This window comes from Microbulbifer agarilyticus S89 (assembly GCF_000220505.1).
In the GTDB taxonomy this organism is placed as follows: Bacteria; Pseudomonadota; Gammaproteobacteria; order Pseudomonadales; family Cellvibrionaceae; genus Microbulbifer; species Microbulbifer agarilyticus_B.
Window position 1 is genome coordinate 34,983 of sequence record NZ_AFPJ01000028.1, and the last position, 13,925, is coordinate 48,907.

A 13,925-nucleotide genomic window follows, 5' to 3' on the forward strand; every position below is an offset into this window, starting at 1 on the left:
GAGATTTACCATGGAGTTTTTCAACACACTGCTGCGCTTTTTCCAAAATGGCGGCGCCTTTATGTATCCCATCGCACTGGTGCTGGTCATCGGTATTGTGCTGGTTGTGGAGCGCTGGGTTTTCCTGTCCCGAGCCAAGCTCGCCAACCTTCGCGCCTACGGCCAGGTTTTGCCAATGATGCAGCAGCGTAATTTCGCCGCCGCGCTCAAGTTCGCCCAGGGTGAGAAGGCTCCGGTAGGCCAGATCGTTGCCGCCGGCATCAGCACCGCCCAGCATGCGCGCAAAGATGAAAACATTGCGATGGCCATCGAAGAGAGCATTCTCGAAGCGGTGCCGCGCCTGGAGAAACGCACCAACTACCTGGCCACCCTGGCCAACATCGCCACGCTTCTGGGCCTGCTGGGTACCATTATCGGCCTGATCGCCGCGTTCACCGCGGTAGCCAATGCCGACCCATCAGAAAAAGCCACCATGCTGTCTTCCAGTATCTCGGTTGCGATGAACACCACCGCCTTCGGCCTGATTTCGGCCATTCCCCTGCTGCTGGCTTACTCCATGCTGCAAAACAAAACCAACGAGATCATCGACAGCCTGGAAATGGCCGGCGTGAAGTTTCTTAACCTGATTACCCTGACTCGCGGTCAGAAAGCCGAAGCGGCGGCGCGCCCTGCGGCCAAAGCCGGTGCCCCGGCTTAATCCCCCGAGCGCTAGACCCGTAAACGTTAAGAACTAGAACAAGAGAGAGCCATGGCTATCCGACGCAGGCTGGAAACCGACCCGGATCTGGACATCACCTCTTTTATGAGCCTGATGACCGTTCTGGTGCCGGTATTACTTCTGAATATGGTGTTTTCCCATATCTCCGTACTGAACCTCAACCTTCCGGGACTGAGTGATGCCAGTGCGGCGGAGCAGAAAGAAAACCAACAGCTGGAAATGGTGCTGCGCGCCGAATATATCGACATCAATTATCCGGCGGGCATTCGTGTGAAGCGAATCCCCAACCGGGACGGTGAGCCGGATTTGAAACTGGTGTCTGATGTGTTGCAGGAAATCAAACGCGCCCTGCGGGATAAGGATATCGACAAGAAAGATGTGGTGATCCTCTCTGAACCCGGGACCTCTTACCGCACGCTGGTAAGTGCCATGGACACCGCGCGCTCTTTCCGCGCGGTGGTTGCGGCTTCCGTAGTAGACGCGGAGCTGTTTCCACAGATTTCCCTCGGCGACGCGCCCCAACAGGGTGACGCAGCGCAGGACAAGCAGCTGGCAGGCAACGCATTATGAAAGCGACGATCGGCGGCAAGCTGAAAGGGCGCAAACAGCGCCGGCATAAAGAAACGAAACTGAATCTGGTATCCCTGATGGATATCTTCACCATCCTGGTATTTTTCCTGTTGGTGAACTCCTCCGATGTGGAAGTACTGCAGACGGACAAGACCATCAAACTACCGGAATCCACCTCCACCCAGAAACCGGAAACCACCACGGTAGTGCGCGTGAACGGCGACCAGCTGTTTGTGGGTAACCGTATGATTGCGACGGTTGCAGACATCTCCGCGGACCAGGAGCAGATCGAACCGCTGCTGAACGAGCTACAGTACCTCGCCAGCCGCGCGGAACCCCTGCCGGAAGAGAAACAGGACCTGGGGCGCCCGGTGACCATTATGGGTGACGAAGAAGTTCCCTATGCGCTGCTCAAGCAGATCATGAACACCTGTGCGGCAGCGGACTACCGGGATATCGACCTGGCGGTAACCCAGACGACACCGCAGGACCCAGCGGCACCCGCCGCTGGCCAGTAAGGAGGTATGCACATGACAACAGCCTCCCAAGCAAGCGGCCGCGCGGCGTTGATGCCGTGGCACTACTACAACTCAAAACTCCCCTGGGCCTCCACGGAAGAGGAGGACCAGCGGTTTGGCAAGTTCCTGCGCTCCGGTTTTATCGCGTTCGTGGTACTCGGTGCCTTATTCACATTTATTCCGGCGCCGGAACTGACCCGTGAGCAAAAAGAACAACTGCCACCGCAGTTGGCGCGGGTCATTCTCGAGAAAAAAGAGCTGCCCAAGCCGGTGGAAAAACCCAAGCCGAAACCGGTAGAGAAAAAGGTTGAGAAGCCCAAGGAAGTTAAAAAAGAAAAACCCAAACCGGTGGAAAAGCCCAAGCCGAAACCAATCAAGACCGTCAAGCCAAAGCCACTGAGTGAAAAGGCCCCGGCAGCAGAGGTTGCCAAGGCGCGGGAGAAGGCGGCAAATAGCGGCCTGATGCAGCTGCAGGACGACCTGATGGATATGCGCGATAGCCTCGACGTATCCCAGGTAGCCAATGCCAACTCCCTGGCGAGCGGCGCCGCCAATGCACAGAAGATTGATCGCTCGATGATCAGCGATAAATCGAAGACTGCCAGTGGTGGTATCAATACCGGGCAGCTCAGCCGCAACACCGGCGGTTCCGCCCTGTCTGGCCGCGAAACCACTCAGGTGGAAGTGGCGGAGGCGACGGCGGCGGCCGAGTCCAGCGGTAAGCAGGCGCGCCGTGAACGCGGCTCGCGCGGTGAAGAGTCCATTCGCCAGGTTATGGAAGCCAACAAAGGCGCGATCTTCGCGATCTACAACCGCGCCCTGCGCCGCGATCCGACACTGGCGGGCAAGGTTACCGTGAAACTGGTAATCGAGCCCAACGGGGTTATTTCTGCGGTAACGCTGGTAAGCAGTGAACTGGAAAACGCGGACCTGGAGCGCAAGTTGCTTGCGCGCATTCGCCTGATCAACTTTGGCTCCGCCAATGTGGAAAAATCCACCCTCAACTATTCCATCGACTTCCTGCCGTCCTGATCGCTAGCGGTCACCTGTACCGGTGAGCCCGGGTCTGAATGTAATCAGCCGGGCTCATCGGAACCCTTCACCGAAATCTTTCATCGAATCCCGTCATCGCCACCCGATTCTCCCACCTGCCAGCCACCTAATTACGCACTAGCGGGGCTCATCTGCCCATTTTCCGCACAGGACACTCCCGTACTTTCCTGTATTTTTTGCCAGCACGCGCGCTTTTTTAAGCTCATCCGGCAAATGGGATTGCAAGATGCGCCCAAGTTCTGGTACAAGTGTCTCACTATAAATGTGACGACGTTCACAATAACCTCAGGGGATGGCCGCCCGACGCGTGCTTCATTGTGTCGGCTACGCCACAGGCCAGATGTTGATTCCGCCGGATGGTTCGCGGAAAGGTAAAAGGGACAGCCACAGTGGCCATAGAAGAAAAAGAAAAAGTGCCGGATACGGGACTGCTCACCGATGTATGGGAACAGAGCCAAAACGTGTTCGCCAAGGGGAAGACGGACCTGAGCAAGGTACCGGTAGACGAGCTCGTGGGCCGGGTGTTCAGTAATGGCCCTCACTACCACTATGTATTTGACCTGTTCGACCAGGAACTGGTGTATATGAGCCCTCTGGTGGAGCAGGTGCATGACCTCAAGATTGGTGACATGACGTTCCAATCGATTCTCGACCAGATTCATCCGGACGATATGGAGTTCGTTGCCAGCGCAGAGGCCACAGCCATACGCTTCCTGCAAGAGCGCATCGGTATGGATAAGGTCACCAGCTATAAGGCGTCCTATTGCTTCCGCTTCCGGGTGAAAGGCGGCGAATACCGACTGTTCAACCACCAGTCCCTGGTGCTCGAAACAGACGACCATGGCCGGGTCAGCAAGGCGCTGAATGTACACACCGATATCTCCCACCTGACGACGAAAAATAACTACCGTGTGTCCCTGATTGGTCTGGATGGGGAACCTTCCTTCCTCAATCTCGAAGTGGCCCAGCACTCCAAAGCCGCGCAATCCCAGCGGCCAAACTTTACCGAACGGGAATTGTCGGTCATCCGGCTGGTATCGAAAGGCCTCACCAGTGCGCAGATTGGCGAGGCGCTTTCCTTGTCGGAATACACCATCAAGAATCATCGCAAGCGCATTTTGAAAAAGGCCGGCTGCCAGAACATGAGCCAGCTGTTGGCGAACTGTGTGGGCGCAGGCGTGATTTGATGGACCTCCCCGTTACCCTGCCACCGAAGGATCTGCACGAGTCGCGGGACACCAGGGAATCGCGGGATGCCGCCCACCGTGTACACGCTAGCGCGCGGCACAATGTGGCACAGCAGCGACTAGAGCTGGATCGTTTTATCAGTGCGAGCTTTAGCAGCGGCCCCTGTTATTACTATGTGCTGGATTTTCGCAATCTCGACAAGCCCTTGCTGGTTAGCCGGGATATCCAGCCGCTGCTGGGATTGGATCCGGAAAACACAACGCTCGAGTCGTTACTGGTGCGGCGACATCCGGAGGATATTCCGTTTGTTACCAGGGCCGAAGAAACCGCCTTCGCCATTTTGCAGAACCGGATTGGCATGGCACGGATCACGGAATTCAAAATTTCCTACTGCGGCCGCCTGCGCGTGGCCGATGGTAGCTACCGGCTGTTCAATCACCAGACCATTATTCTTGACGCCGATGAACGAAGCGGTGTCGCTCGCACGCTGGGCATTCATACCGATATCAGCCACCTTGCCGAGCGGGGGGTGCGTAAACTATCGTTGCTGAATCTGCATGGCGGGGAAAGCTACCGGAATATTGATGTATTCGATAACCCCGAGCACTCTCTAACCACCCCGTCACTCTCCAACCCGCCATTCGCCGCGCCATCACTCAGCACCTCCCTTTGCACCCGACGCGCATTTACCCGGCGCGAAATGGAAATTGTGCAATTACTTGCGCAGGGAAAGACTAGCGCTGCCATCAGCGAGTTACTGGGAATTTCGGCGCACACGGTAAAGAATCACCGCAAAAATATTCTCAAAAAAGCCGCTTGCAAGACGACAGGCCAATTAATTTCGCAGTGTCTAAATGAAGGACTGATTTAGGACAAAGGTCGAATCAGCGAGGAAAAGAGGTGGGTAAATAGGTCCGAATGGGCTATTGCCCAGAATCTTGAATAGGCGCATCCTAAATTCTGAGCAGACCGCACGCTGATAACACGGGCGGCCGAGATAAGGATTTCGCGCTCACCAACATATTTCATCCTGTGAGTTGGTTACAGCCGCGAGGCTGGCTCTGGGTAGGCCCGGACGGCTTACCTCAGAGCATTTTTTTCTGCAGCACCGCCTTTCTAATTTTCCTAATTCAAGTCCACCGCGTACCGACGCAACACGTCCATGGGTACAATCTCCAGCGCCTTGACATGAGTGCGCTGCAAAAACACGCGCGGTGCCATGTCGGCTTTCTGCGCTTCCAGCCAGCGGGCCGCACACAGGCACCAGCGGTCTCCGGGATTGAGCCCCGGAAATCCAAATTCCTCCATCGGCGTACTCAGATCGTTGCCGCGCTCAGCGGAAAACTTCAGAAAATCTTTGGTCACTTCAACGCACACCGTATGTGAACCAAGGTCCTGATCATTGGTATTGCAACAGCCGTCGCGAAAAAAGCCCGTCAATGGGTCGCTACTGCATGGCACCAATGGGTCGCCAAATACGTTCAATGACTCGTGCATTTCCAAAGTTATTGCCATGATTATTCTCCACCGGGTACTTCATCTACCAGTTCAATATCGACCAGCTGCCAACGCAGTCCATGCCGCTGCAAACGCAACATTACACGATCGAAAGTATCGCGATTGCCGCACACCACCTCCACCGTATTTAGACCGGTAAAGTACCAGTGTTGCAGCCGCCAGTGTTGATCGTGTTCACCGTCGGCCGCTGCGACGGGTTTGCCCCCGGGTGTAGCGGGCTGCGAGCCCTGGGTGCGGGATGGAGGGCTTGTGCGCGAGCTACCCAACTCGCGCTCGAACTCGCGCCAATCTTTTTGCCCCTGAATAAACTGCACAATACCCTGGGGGCTGATCAAGCGTTCCAGTAGCGGGCCCACCAACAGATCGGCTCCCGCATTAAATAAATCCCCGAAGGCTGGGGGGAGGTCCTCGCCAATTGACTGACGGAGCTCGTCGCGCAAACGAACTTTGATATTTTGTCGCAGCAGGGGGAAATCCACATAGCGCTCGAGCTTGGCCATATCCTCCTGCTGGGCGGCAGCAATCAACTGATGCGCCGAATACCAAGGGAGCGCCACATAGCCCATCACCAGTACGATTAAAACGACCGCGACCCGCAATAGCCACCTAGCCATCATTCTCCCTCGTCGGCATTACCCTGCCGCATTCAAACCAGCAAACTCACTCGCGGGTAATCGCAATACGCTCTTCGAGATGCGGGTGGGTGCTCAGGTAGCGCAACCAATCCGCATTGTCATCCGCAGCAGTATCCGCCGTGCTCTCTTTGTCATCCATATCCGTTGCTTCGCACTCTTCCCAGTCGCAACGCTTGCTGTGATACAGCTTGGTTAGAATACTGGCGAGTGCATCCGGCGAGTGGCCGCGCTCGCGCAACATCTCCACCGCATAATCATCGGACTCCAGCTCGAACTGCCGGGAGTATGAGAGCTGGGTAAATACGATCGGTGCCGTGAGCAATACATCGCCCAACGCCGACACCTCACCAGTGACTAGGGCCAGGGTCAGGGTAAACGCAGAGGCCTGTATTACCTGTCGCAACGAATGGCGATGCGCCACATGGCCAAGCTCATGGCCAAATACCGCGAGTAACTCTTCGTCCGTATCCGCGAGGGCAATTATCTCGTCGGTAAAAATAATGGTACCGTCGGGCAACGCAAACGCATTCGCACCCTGTGCACCACCACCAAAGAAATGCAGTTTCCGAATATCGTAGTCCGGTGCAAATTCCTGGAAAGTATCGCGGATTTCCTGCTGGCGTTCTTCACTCAGCGCGGTTTCGGTAAACGAATACTCCTGCAGAAACTCCAAGGTTTCCTGCGCCGATTGATCCAGCAAATTATCCGGCAATTGATAGGCCAATGCCTTACTACCGGCGGGAACGCCCCAGGCAAAATAACCCCAGATCAGCGCGGCCACCACCACTGCAGCCAGCGCCACCATTGCCAAGTGGTTTTCCAGCCGGTGGATCAATGCATAACCGCGACCGCCAATGGCTGCACTCAACATATCCAGGTGCTGGTGGTCATCACTTTCAAACTGACCCGCCTGGTTCGCGAAGCTCAGGTAGCGCGGCGTGCGCCCCAGTTTTGGCGACAGGCTCAGGTGATCCAACTTGGCTCGTAGGAGCTCTTTGCCGTACACCAGCAAGTGGACGCGGTCACCGAGGCATTGCAGACGGGCGGGCAAAACGGCGCTGGTTGCGCCGTCCTGCCATTGCCCTGTTATGGTGTATTGCTTATTCAAAAGCCGACTTCCATATCGAATACATCGCCAAATTCCTCACCGAAGGCGGATTCATCAGGCTGGCTGATCGCGGCAAACTTATCCAGATCCTGCGCCACATCCACAGCGGTATGTTCCGCCGCATACTGTGCGACGCGTACCTTGGCCCATGGAATATAAAAGCCCAGTGTGATCACCGTGAGCAGGAAGTTGCTGATCATCAACCAGCCATAGGATTTCATCTGGTAGCGCGCCTTGAAATCGTGCGAGGACAGGCTGGTGTTGTTAAAGATCAGGTTCTGCATATTAGTGACAAAATACAGGATACCAATCGCATAACCGATCAGCATGGCAACGCCGGTCAGTGCCGCCAGAGGCGAGTAGATAAGACCTAGCACCAAACCAATGACCGCACCGGCAATAACGCCGGCGATACCAATACCGATGGCGATAAACACCAGACCGTAAAAATCACCCACACTCGCGCGGAATGAGAAGCTCTGGTTACCGTAACGGTGATGCTCAATTACGTAGCGCTTTTGCTTGTAGATCATAAAGGGGCTCAATAGGCCCAGGCTCAGCATGGACAGAATCGGCCAGCCGAGAAAGTTGATCAATGCATCGACATAGCGCCCAACAAAACGGAAGCGAATATTGCGGTAGGTACTGTTACGCGCATAAAACGCGAAGGTCCGGTTCAGCACCCACGGAAAAACAAAAACCAGGCCGATTGCCAGCACAATCGCGGCGCCAGGTGAAAAGGACTGCAGTACCAGGAAACCGATCAGCAATGCGACGGCAATCAGACGGCCGATCAACATTTTCACCGGGTCTGCGGTGAACGCGAAACTCGCATTATCAAGGCTGGTGTTACCGTAAAAATACTGCGCATTACGCACCTTGGCCCAGGGCGCATACAGGCCCAGGGTAACCAGCGTCAACAGGATGTTTACAATCCAGATTTTAAAGTATTCGTAGCCATTACCCGAGAAGACAAAACCCACATGGCGCTTTTCGGTTGCACCCTCGCTACCGCCACCAGAGGGCGGCATCTCGCCGTCGCCGGCAACCGTGGCCTGGCGTGCGGCGTTTGGCGCTGTTGCAGCCGCAGCTGCCACATCCGCGGCCTCATCGGCAGTAGCGCCCGCGCCCGCAGTTTCCACGGCCAGTGCCTCTGCATGAATCTGTGCGGGAGCGCGCTGGGCACCGATACCCAGGTCGGCGAGCTTGCGCTCGTAGCGAATCGCCAGGTCTTCGGGAATATCCCGCTTTACCACCGTTGGGGCTGCAGCGAACATCTCCGCTGCGCGTTCTTCAGTGATACCCGCGTAGCGTGCCAGGGCAGCAATGGCTTGCTCCCGGCTTTTCCCCCCAACCGCTTCACCGGTAATTTCAATATTGTACTTATTGTCCACTGATCATTCCTTGTTCAACTTTTAGTTATTACAAATGCATGATCATGATGCCACATTTGGCCTCAACACACCTGTTTCGACGCCAGATACCGGAGATTCGCGGACGGGAAGCAGGAGGCGTCGCGTGTTAATGGGAGGCGACGGGGGAGTAGGTATCGAAATTGGGGAGGTACCTGCCGACCATGAAATCTATGCCCGGCAGGAATATGGGGCTTTCTTTACCGCAAGGCGGTGCTAGAACCGGTAGCTGAAATTCAATGTCAGGGTACGTAAGTGCCCCAGGTCAAAGCGCACATCTTCCACGCCATCAAAGAAGTAGAAGCGCGTATCGACATCGTTGTACATGTACTCGATCGAGGTATCGAAGTCCTGGGTCCACTTGTAGCGATAACCAATACCGGCATTCCAGTAATCGTCATCGTAGTCGTTGTTAATCTCGTAGATGAAACCGTCGCGCTGGATGTTATCCACATCAAACTCACCGTAGTTCCAGCCAATCATCCAGTACAGGCACTGGACATCGCAGGTAACGGTAAAGTCGACTTTAGCGCCGATGCCCCACTGATCGATGTTTACGCTGCCATCGTCGAAGCCGGTGTAGCGCAATTCAACCTGCCAGATACCCGCTGCAGGCGTGACACCAATGCTGGCATACCCGGCAAAGTCCTGTTCGTCATTGATCTGTAGTTCGCCGGCACCCAAACCAACACTACCGACAATGAAATATTCACCATTGCAGTAGCCATCGATGGGGTTATTCCACTGTGCCACCGCGGCACTGGAGGCGAACAGCGCGAGAAGAAATACCAAAGTTTTCATTATTTGACTTCCCTGTTTACGAGCAATGAATCAAAACATCCTTTTTTGATTCAGAGATCCTGGCGTGAAAATTCGGGCCTAACGGATTGCTAATTACGAGAACTGAAGGCGTTCTGCTCGATGTCGATGATTGCCCAGATGCCCCCGGTAAACGCCGGATTTTGGCGCAGCGTTTCCAGGTCGCCTGGGGTTGGCGGTACATCGCCGGCAGCATGCAGGTCGTCGAGCCGCGCAACGATAGTCTCCGCCATTTTCTGTAGCGTGAGTTCGAGCGTGTCACCGTGGCAATGGCAGTGGGGCAGATCTGGCGCGATGGCACCGTAGCCGGCAAATTCGATATTGTGTACCACAACCGGGTAACGCATGGGCTTTCTCGTTTCAGTTAGCTTTTATCCCATCAAGCGTAGACCCAATTATTCGAGATTGAGCAAATTTCTCTGCAAAGAAAATAAATGTGCGACGCGTGCAAAAAAGTGTGCGAACGCTAACGAGGAATTCGCCCAAGTAAGGCGCGGCGGGAAAAGATCATTTCCCGGTAGGTTTGCTGTAACGAGTGGTCGGGCAAGTGATCCGCGCTTTGCATGTCCTGCAATTGGCGCGACAGCCAGGTAATTTCAACTTGCAGGCGCTGGCGCAGATGCCGGGTTTCTGTTTCGTTGACGTTTACATGGGTACTGCGGAAATTGGTCATGGCTTACCCTGCGGTTCAACCCGATGGATGGAACCGGCCACCGGAATACTGCAGGGAAATTGCTTGCCCGCAGTATCAACAGCTGTCAGGAATTCAGGCAACGACGCCTAAAACAACAGCAGTGGCCGAGATACATCTTTAAGCCTAGACCAAGATAGGCAATTTTACCGGGAGGGTAAGGCGGTGGGGCTGTATACCCCGCCACCGAGGTGTTGCCGGTGTGTTTATTCACCCAGCAACAAAGATTTCCAGGCAAAGGACTTGTCACCAATCACGTAGAAAAACGGATTCAGCAACTCGTCTTTCTGGTTGTAGCGCAGCAGGTCAAACTTGTCATCAACCACGATACCGCCCGCGGCTTCCACCACGGCTTGCGCTGCTGCGGTATCCCACTCACAGGTCAGCGCCAAGCGCGGGTACAGGTCCGCGGCACCTTCGGCCACCAAACACAACTTGAGCGAGCTGCCCATGTTCTTCAGGCCGGTTTCACCCAGGGAGCCTTCAATGCGTGCCAGCAGTGCGTCAACGGCGCCGGCGCCATGGCTGCGGCTGGCAACGATTTCGATCGGTTGCTTGTCATCCAAACGCGGCTGCATCGCGCGCACCGCGATGGACTTCTCTCCGCCGGCATCACGCTTGATCGCGCCGAGGGATTTGGCACCGGCGTAGGTGATGTCCAGCACGGGCACATGCACCACCCCCAGCACCGGCTCGCCGTTTTCAATCAGCGCCACGTTCACGGTGAACTCGCCATTGCGGCGGATAAATTCCTTGGTGCCATCCAGCGGGTCGATAATCCAGTAACGGTCCCACTGGCTACGCTCCGCATAGGCCGGCATCTCGCCTTCTTCGGACAACACCGGCACACCGTCTAACAGTTGCGCCAGCGCCGGCTCGAGAATCTTGTGCGCCGCCAGGTCTGCAACGGTCACCGGGGAATCATCAGATTTGGTTTCCACCTCCAGTTCACCGCTGGCGTTGTACACCCCGAGAATCGCTTCACCGGCTTCGACCGAGATCGCGATCACCTTATCCAGCAGTTCCCTGCTCACTACGTTTGCCATGATTCCCCCAATACAAAATTATTCAGTTACTGCATCGGCCGACGCGAAGGTGGTCGACAGCCCAAAATCGGTAAGCGGGAATTATACGTGCGCCGCGGCAGGATTTGTGGCTTGATCCGGCCGCGGCGATTACAGAGGCCAATTTCGAGGTTGTGATCAGGCGGTGAACAGGTCTTCGATAGACAGGTAGCGCTCACCGGTGTCATAACTGAAGATCAACACCCGGCTACCCGGTGCCAGTTCGGCCTCTTTTTGCTTCACTGCGGCCAGCGACGCACCGGAGGAGATACCCACAAAGAGCCCCTCCTTGAGCGCGCACTGACGGGCCATTTCGAAGCTGTCTTCCTCGCTCACCGGCACAGTACCATCCAGCGCCTCGCGATTCAGGACCTCGGGAACAAAGCCCGCACCAATGCCCTGCAGCCGGTGCATGCCCTTTTCCTTGCCCGCGATCACCTGAGATTTCTCCGGCTCTACGGCAAACACTTTCAGGTCAGGTATGGAGGCTTTCATCACCTCCGCACAGCCAGTGATATGTCCACCGGTACCCACACCAGTGATCATGTAGTCCAGGCCTTCCGGGAAGTCAGCCAGGATCTCCTTGGCCGTGGTGTTGCGGTGCGCACTCACATTGGCGGGGTTGGTGAACTGCTGGGGCATCCAGCTATTGTCATGCTCGGCGAGAATTTCCTCGGCCTTGGCGATGGCACCAGGCATACCGTTTTCCTTGGGAGTGAGCACCAACTCAGCGCCCAGCGCCTTCATGATCTTGCGGCGCTCAACCGACATGGACTCGGGCATGGTCAGGATCAGGCGATAGCCCTTCACCGCGGCCACCATAGCCAGGCCGATACCGGTGTTGCCGGAAGTCGGCTCGACAATGACGCCGCCAGGCTTCAGCGCTCCGGACTTTTCCGCATCTTCGATCATGCCGAGGGCGATACGATCCTTGATGCTGCTGCCCGGGTTAAAACGCTCCACCTTCATCCACACCTCGATATCGTCGCGAAACAGATGGTTGATACGCACGTGGGGGGTATTGCCAATGGTTTCGAGGATGTTATTTGCCTTCATCTGTCGCTCCCTGAATCAATAAAAGGTGATGGTCTCAGTAAAAGTGGACTAGTGGTCGAAAATGTCACCGCCTGTCGGATTGTACGACACGGCCATTTCGCCAATACTCGAGCAAGAATACTCCCCATATCACCAAATATAAAAACTGGAGCAACTCAATGTCCGAAATAGCGATGCCCTCCCCATCTGCCGCCGCGCCCAAGCCCACCCCCCTCGCGCTGTTCGCGGTGTCGGCCGCTGTCTACATCGCACTGCGTGCCGCAGGCGTGGAAGCCCTGTGGATGGCAGCGCTTAAGATAGTGCCCATCGCGACCCTGCTGTGGATCGCAGCCACTTCTCTGCGTGGCCTTACGCGCACTCTCACCCTGGTCGCGCTGGCATTCTCCGCTACCGGTGACGTACTGCTGGCGGTGCCTTTCACCAATCATTTTGTATTTGGCCTGGGCGCCTTCCTGCTGGCGCAGCTTACCTATGCGGTTAACTTCCTGCGGGCAACCGATCTGGGCAGCCGGCGCTTTATGCTGCGCGGCGCGGCTCTGGTCTTGGCCGCACTATTACTGGCGCGGCAGGTGTTGCCCGGCGCCGGTGAGCTGGCGCTGCCGGTGGCGTTTTACATTGTGGCGATTGTATTTATGGCGCTGGCGGCAGCGGCGCACCGCAGCGGCTCATCCTTGCTGTTCGCGGGTGCCGTGACGTTTATGGTGTCGGATGCGCTGATTGCGCTGGACCGCTTCGTGGACCCGGTTCCCATGGCGGGTATGTGGATCATGGTCACCTACTACGGCGCTCAGGCACTGCTGGTGATGGGACTGATTCGCACGGATTTGGCGGCGCGGCAGGCTTGAGGGCATAATAGCCGGCCATTTTTTGTGCAATAGCGGGCGCCAGCCCGCGGAATAGGTTGGTTATGCTGGATTGGAGCCGGATCGATACGGTGCTGTTGGATATGGACGGCACCCTGCTGGATCTGCATTACGACAATCATTTCTGGATGGAGCACCTGCCGCTGCGCTACGCCGAGGCCAATGGTATTTCGGTACCTGAGGCGCAGCAGCTGGTGATCGAAATGACCGATGAGTTGCGTGGCACCCTGGACTGGTACTGCCTGCAATACTGGTCGGACGTACTGAAGCTGGACGTGCTGGCGATCTACCGGGAGATCGAGGACCGCATTGCCCTGCGCCCGCACACCGACAATTTCCTGCGCAGCCTGCGCAACATGAAAAAACGCGCCCTACTGGTCACTAATGCGCACCCGGATGGTTTGAGTCACAAGTTGGCCATTACCGGTATTGATCAGTGGCTGGATGAGATTGTTTCATCCCACGATCTGGGGCACGCGAAAGAAAGCACACTGTTCTGGCACTCATTACAAGAGCGCCAGCCGTTCAACCCGGAACGCACCCTGTTTGTGGATGACAACCTGCATGTGTTGGGCGCGGCGCGGGACTACGGTATCGAGCACTTGCTGTGTATCCGCCAGCCGGACAGCAAGAGCCCCGCGCGGGAGATTTCCGACTTTCCCGCGATTCATGATTTTGATGAGATTCTTCGGGCCCCTTAGCTTTTCCTTGT

General features: G+C 56.1%; 17 protein-coding genes. 8 read left to right on the forward strand and 9 right to left on the reverse strand.

The annotated features are described in order from the left end of the window. Positions 1–10 precede the first annotated feature (10 nt). The 6 genes from AS89_RS0107810 to AS89_RS0107835 all read left to right on the forward strand — a co-directional run bounded on the left by AS89_RS0107810 (position 11) and on the right by AS89_RS0107835 (position 4,918). Complete coding sequence (locus AS89_RS0107810; RefSeq protein ID WP_010131947.1) at positions 11–697, forward strand: MotA/TolQ/ExbB proton channel family protein; 687 nt, start codon at positions 11–13, stop codon at positions 695–697. 51 nt (positions 698–748) lie between these two features. Beyond that, positions 749–1,288 carry an ExbD/TolR family protein gene (locus AS89_RS0107815; RefSeq protein WP_010131948.1) on the forward strand — a complete coding sequence of 180 codons (540 nt, stop codon included), beginning with the start codon at positions 749–751 and terminating at the stop codon, positions 1,286–1,288. Then, positions 1,285–1,806, forward strand: a complete 522-nt coding sequence (locus AS89_RS0107820; RefSeq protein ID WP_010131949.1) for an ExbD/TolR family protein — start codon at positions 1,285–1,287, stop codon at positions 1,804–1,806. Before AS89_RS0107815 ends, AS89_RS0107820 begins: the two co-directional genes overlap by 4 nt. 12 nt (positions 1,807–1,818) lie before the next feature. Continuing rightward, a complete protein-coding gene (locus tag AS89_RS0107825; protein ID WP_010131950.1) occupies positions 1,819–2,838 on the forward strand; it encodes an AgmX/PglI C-terminal domain-containing protein in 1,020 nt (339 codons plus the stop codon). A 410-nt stretch (positions 2,839–3,248) separates the two neighbouring features. Continuing rightward, a complete protein-coding gene (locus tag AS89_RS18170) occupies positions 3,249–4,046 on the forward strand; it encodes a LuxR C-terminal-related transcriptional regulator (protein ID WP_010131951.1) in 798 nt (265 codons plus the stop codon). Beyond that, positions 4,046–4,918 (forward strand): LuxR C-terminal-related transcriptional regulator, encoded by an 873-nt coding sequence (locus AS89_RS0107835; protein WP_010131953.1) that lies wholly within the window; start codon positions 4,046–4,048, stop codon positions 4,916–4,918. The genes AS89_RS18170 and AS89_RS0107835 overlap by 1 nt, the downstream gene beginning before the upstream one ends. 254 nt (positions 4,919–5,172) lie before the next feature. On the opposite strand, the gene AS89_RS0107840 is transcribed toward AS89_RS0107835, so the two are convergent. The 9 genes from AS89_RS0107840 to cysK form a co-directional block, all read right to left on the reverse strand. Continuing rightward, positions 5,173–5,562, reverse strand: a complete 390-nt coding sequence (locus AS89_RS0107840) for a DUF2237 family protein (protein WP_010131955.1) — start codon at positions 5,560–5,562, stop codon at positions 5,173–5,175. Between the two features lie 2 nt (positions 5,563–5,564). Next, positions 5,565–6,182, reverse strand: a complete 618-nt coding sequence (locus tag AS89_RS0107845; protein WP_081475700.1) for a DUF2939 domain-containing protein — start codon at positions 6,180–6,182, stop codon at positions 5,565–5,567. Between the two features lie 43 nt (positions 6,183–6,225). Then, complete coding sequence (locus tag AS89_RS0107850; RefSeq protein WP_010131957.1) at positions 6,226–7,308, reverse strand: M48 family metallopeptidase; 1,083 nt, start codon at positions 7,306–7,308, stop codon at positions 6,226–6,228. Then, positions 7,305–8,702 carry a YjgN family protein gene (locus AS89_RS0107855; protein ID WP_010131958.1) on the reverse strand — a complete coding sequence of 466 codons (1,398 nt, stop codon included), beginning with the start codon at positions 8,700–8,702 and terminating at the stop codon, positions 7,305–7,307. The genes AS89_RS0107850 and AS89_RS0107855 overlap by 4 nt, the downstream gene beginning before the upstream one ends. A 234-nt stretch (positions 8,703–8,936) precedes the next feature. Then, on the reverse strand, positions 8,937–9,521 hold the full coding sequence (locus tag AS89_RS0107860) for an outer membrane protein (protein WP_010131959.1): 585 nt from the start codon (positions 9,519–9,521) through the stop codon (positions 8,937–8,939). 89 nt (positions 9,522–9,610) lie between these two features. Continuing rightward, positions 9,611–9,886: a type II toxin-antitoxin system HicB family antitoxin gene (locus AS89_RS0107865; protein ID WP_010131960.1), complete on the reverse strand. Its 276-nt coding sequence runs from the start codon at positions 9,884–9,886 to the stop codon at positions 9,611–9,613. A gap of 119 nt (positions 9,887–10,005) precedes the next feature. Then, complete coding sequence (locus AS89_RS0107870) at positions 10,006–10,212, reverse strand: hypothetical protein (protein ID WP_010131961.1); 207 nt, start codon at positions 10,210–10,212, stop codon at positions 10,006–10,008. A 224-nt stretch (positions 10,213–10,436) separates the two neighbouring features. Next, positions 10,437–11,276, reverse strand: coding sequence for a 3'(2'),5'-bisphosphate nucleotidase CysQ (gene cysQ / locus AS89_RS0107875; protein ID WP_010131962.1), 840 nt, complete (start codon positions 11,274–11,276; stop codon positions 10,437–10,439). Positions 11,277–11,432: 156 nt separating this feature from the next. After that, a complete protein-coding gene (gene cysK, locus AS89_RS0107880) occupies positions 11,433–12,350 on the reverse strand; it encodes a cysteine synthase A (RefSeq protein ID WP_010131963.1) in 918 nt (305 codons plus the stop codon). Between the two features lie 158 nt (positions 12,351–12,508). Between cysK and AS89_RS0107885 the strand changes: the two genes are divergently transcribed. After that, positions 12,509–13,195, forward strand: coding sequence for a lysoplasmalogenase (locus tag AS89_RS0107885; protein WP_010131964.1), 687 nt, complete (start codon positions 12,509–12,511; stop codon positions 13,193–13,195). A gap of 62 nt (positions 13,196–13,257) precedes the next feature. After that, positions 13,258–13,914, forward strand: coding sequence for a GMP/IMP nucleotidase (gene yrfG, locus AS89_RS0107890; protein ID WP_010131965.1), 657 nt, complete (start codon positions 13,258–13,260; stop codon positions 13,912–13,914). Positions 13,915–13,925 lie beyond the last annotated feature (11 nt).

What these genes read in the sequence shown, in the direction of transcription:
- AS89_RS0107835 (WP_010131953.1), top strand. Translation starts at nt 4,046, where the DNA reads ATGGACCTCCCCGTTACCCTGCCACCGAAGGATCTGCACGAGTCGCGG.
- cysK (WP_010131963.1), bottom strand. Translation starts at nt 12,350, where the DNA reads ATGAAGGCAAATAACATCCTCGAAACCATTGGCAATACCCCCCACGTG.
- AS89_RS0107865 (WP_010131960.1), bottom strand. Translation starts at nt 9,886, where the DNA reads ATGCGTTACCCGGTTGTGGTACACAATATCGAATTTGCCGGCTACGGT.
- yrfG (WP_010131965.1), top strand. Translation starts at nt 13,258, where the DNA reads ATGCTGGATTGGAGCCGGATCGATACGGTGCTGTTGGATATGGACGGC.
- AS89_RS0107860 (WP_010131959.1), bottom strand. Translation starts at nt 9,521, where the DNA reads ATGAAAACTTTGGTATTTCTTCTCGCGCTGTTCGCCTCCAGTGCCGCG.
- AS89_RS0107885 (WP_010131964.1), top strand. Translation starts at nt 12,509, where the DNA reads ATGTCCGAAATAGCGATGCCCTCCCCATCTGCCGCCGCGCCCAAGCCC.
- AS89_RS0107820 (WP_010131949.1), top strand. Translation starts at nt 1,285, where the DNA reads ATGAAAGCGACGATCGGCGGCAAGCTGAAAGGGCGCAAACAGCGCCGG.
- cysQ (WP_010131962.1), bottom strand. Translation starts at nt 11,276, where the DNA reads ATGGCAAACGTAGTGAGCAGGGAACTGCTGGATAAGGTGATCGCGATC.
- AS89_RS0107840 (WP_010131955.1), bottom strand. Translation starts at nt 5,562, where the DNA reads ATGGCAATAACTTTGGAAATGCACGAGTCATTGAACGTATTTGGCGAC.
- AS89_RS0107845 (WP_081475700.1), bottom strand. Translation starts at nt 6,182, where the DNA reads ATGATGGCTAGGTGGCTATTGCGGGTCGCGGTCGTTTTAATCGTACTG.
- AS89_RS0107825 (WP_010131950.1), top strand. Translation starts at nt 1,819, where the DNA reads ATGACAACAGCCTCCCAAGCAAGCGGCCGCGCGGCGTTGATGCCGTGG.
- AS89_RS0107810 (WP_010131947.1), top strand. Translation starts at nt 11, where the DNA reads ATGGAGTTTTTCAACACACTGCTGCGCTTTTTCCAAAATGGCGGCGCC.
- AS89_RS0107815 (WP_010131948.1), top strand. Translation starts at nt 749, where the DNA reads ATGGCTATCCGACGCAGGCTGGAAACCGACCCGGATCTGGACATCACC.
- AS89_RS0107870 (WP_010131961.1), bottom strand. Translation starts at nt 10,212, where the DNA reads ATGACCAATTTCCGCAGTACCCATGTAAACGTCAACGAAACAGAAACC.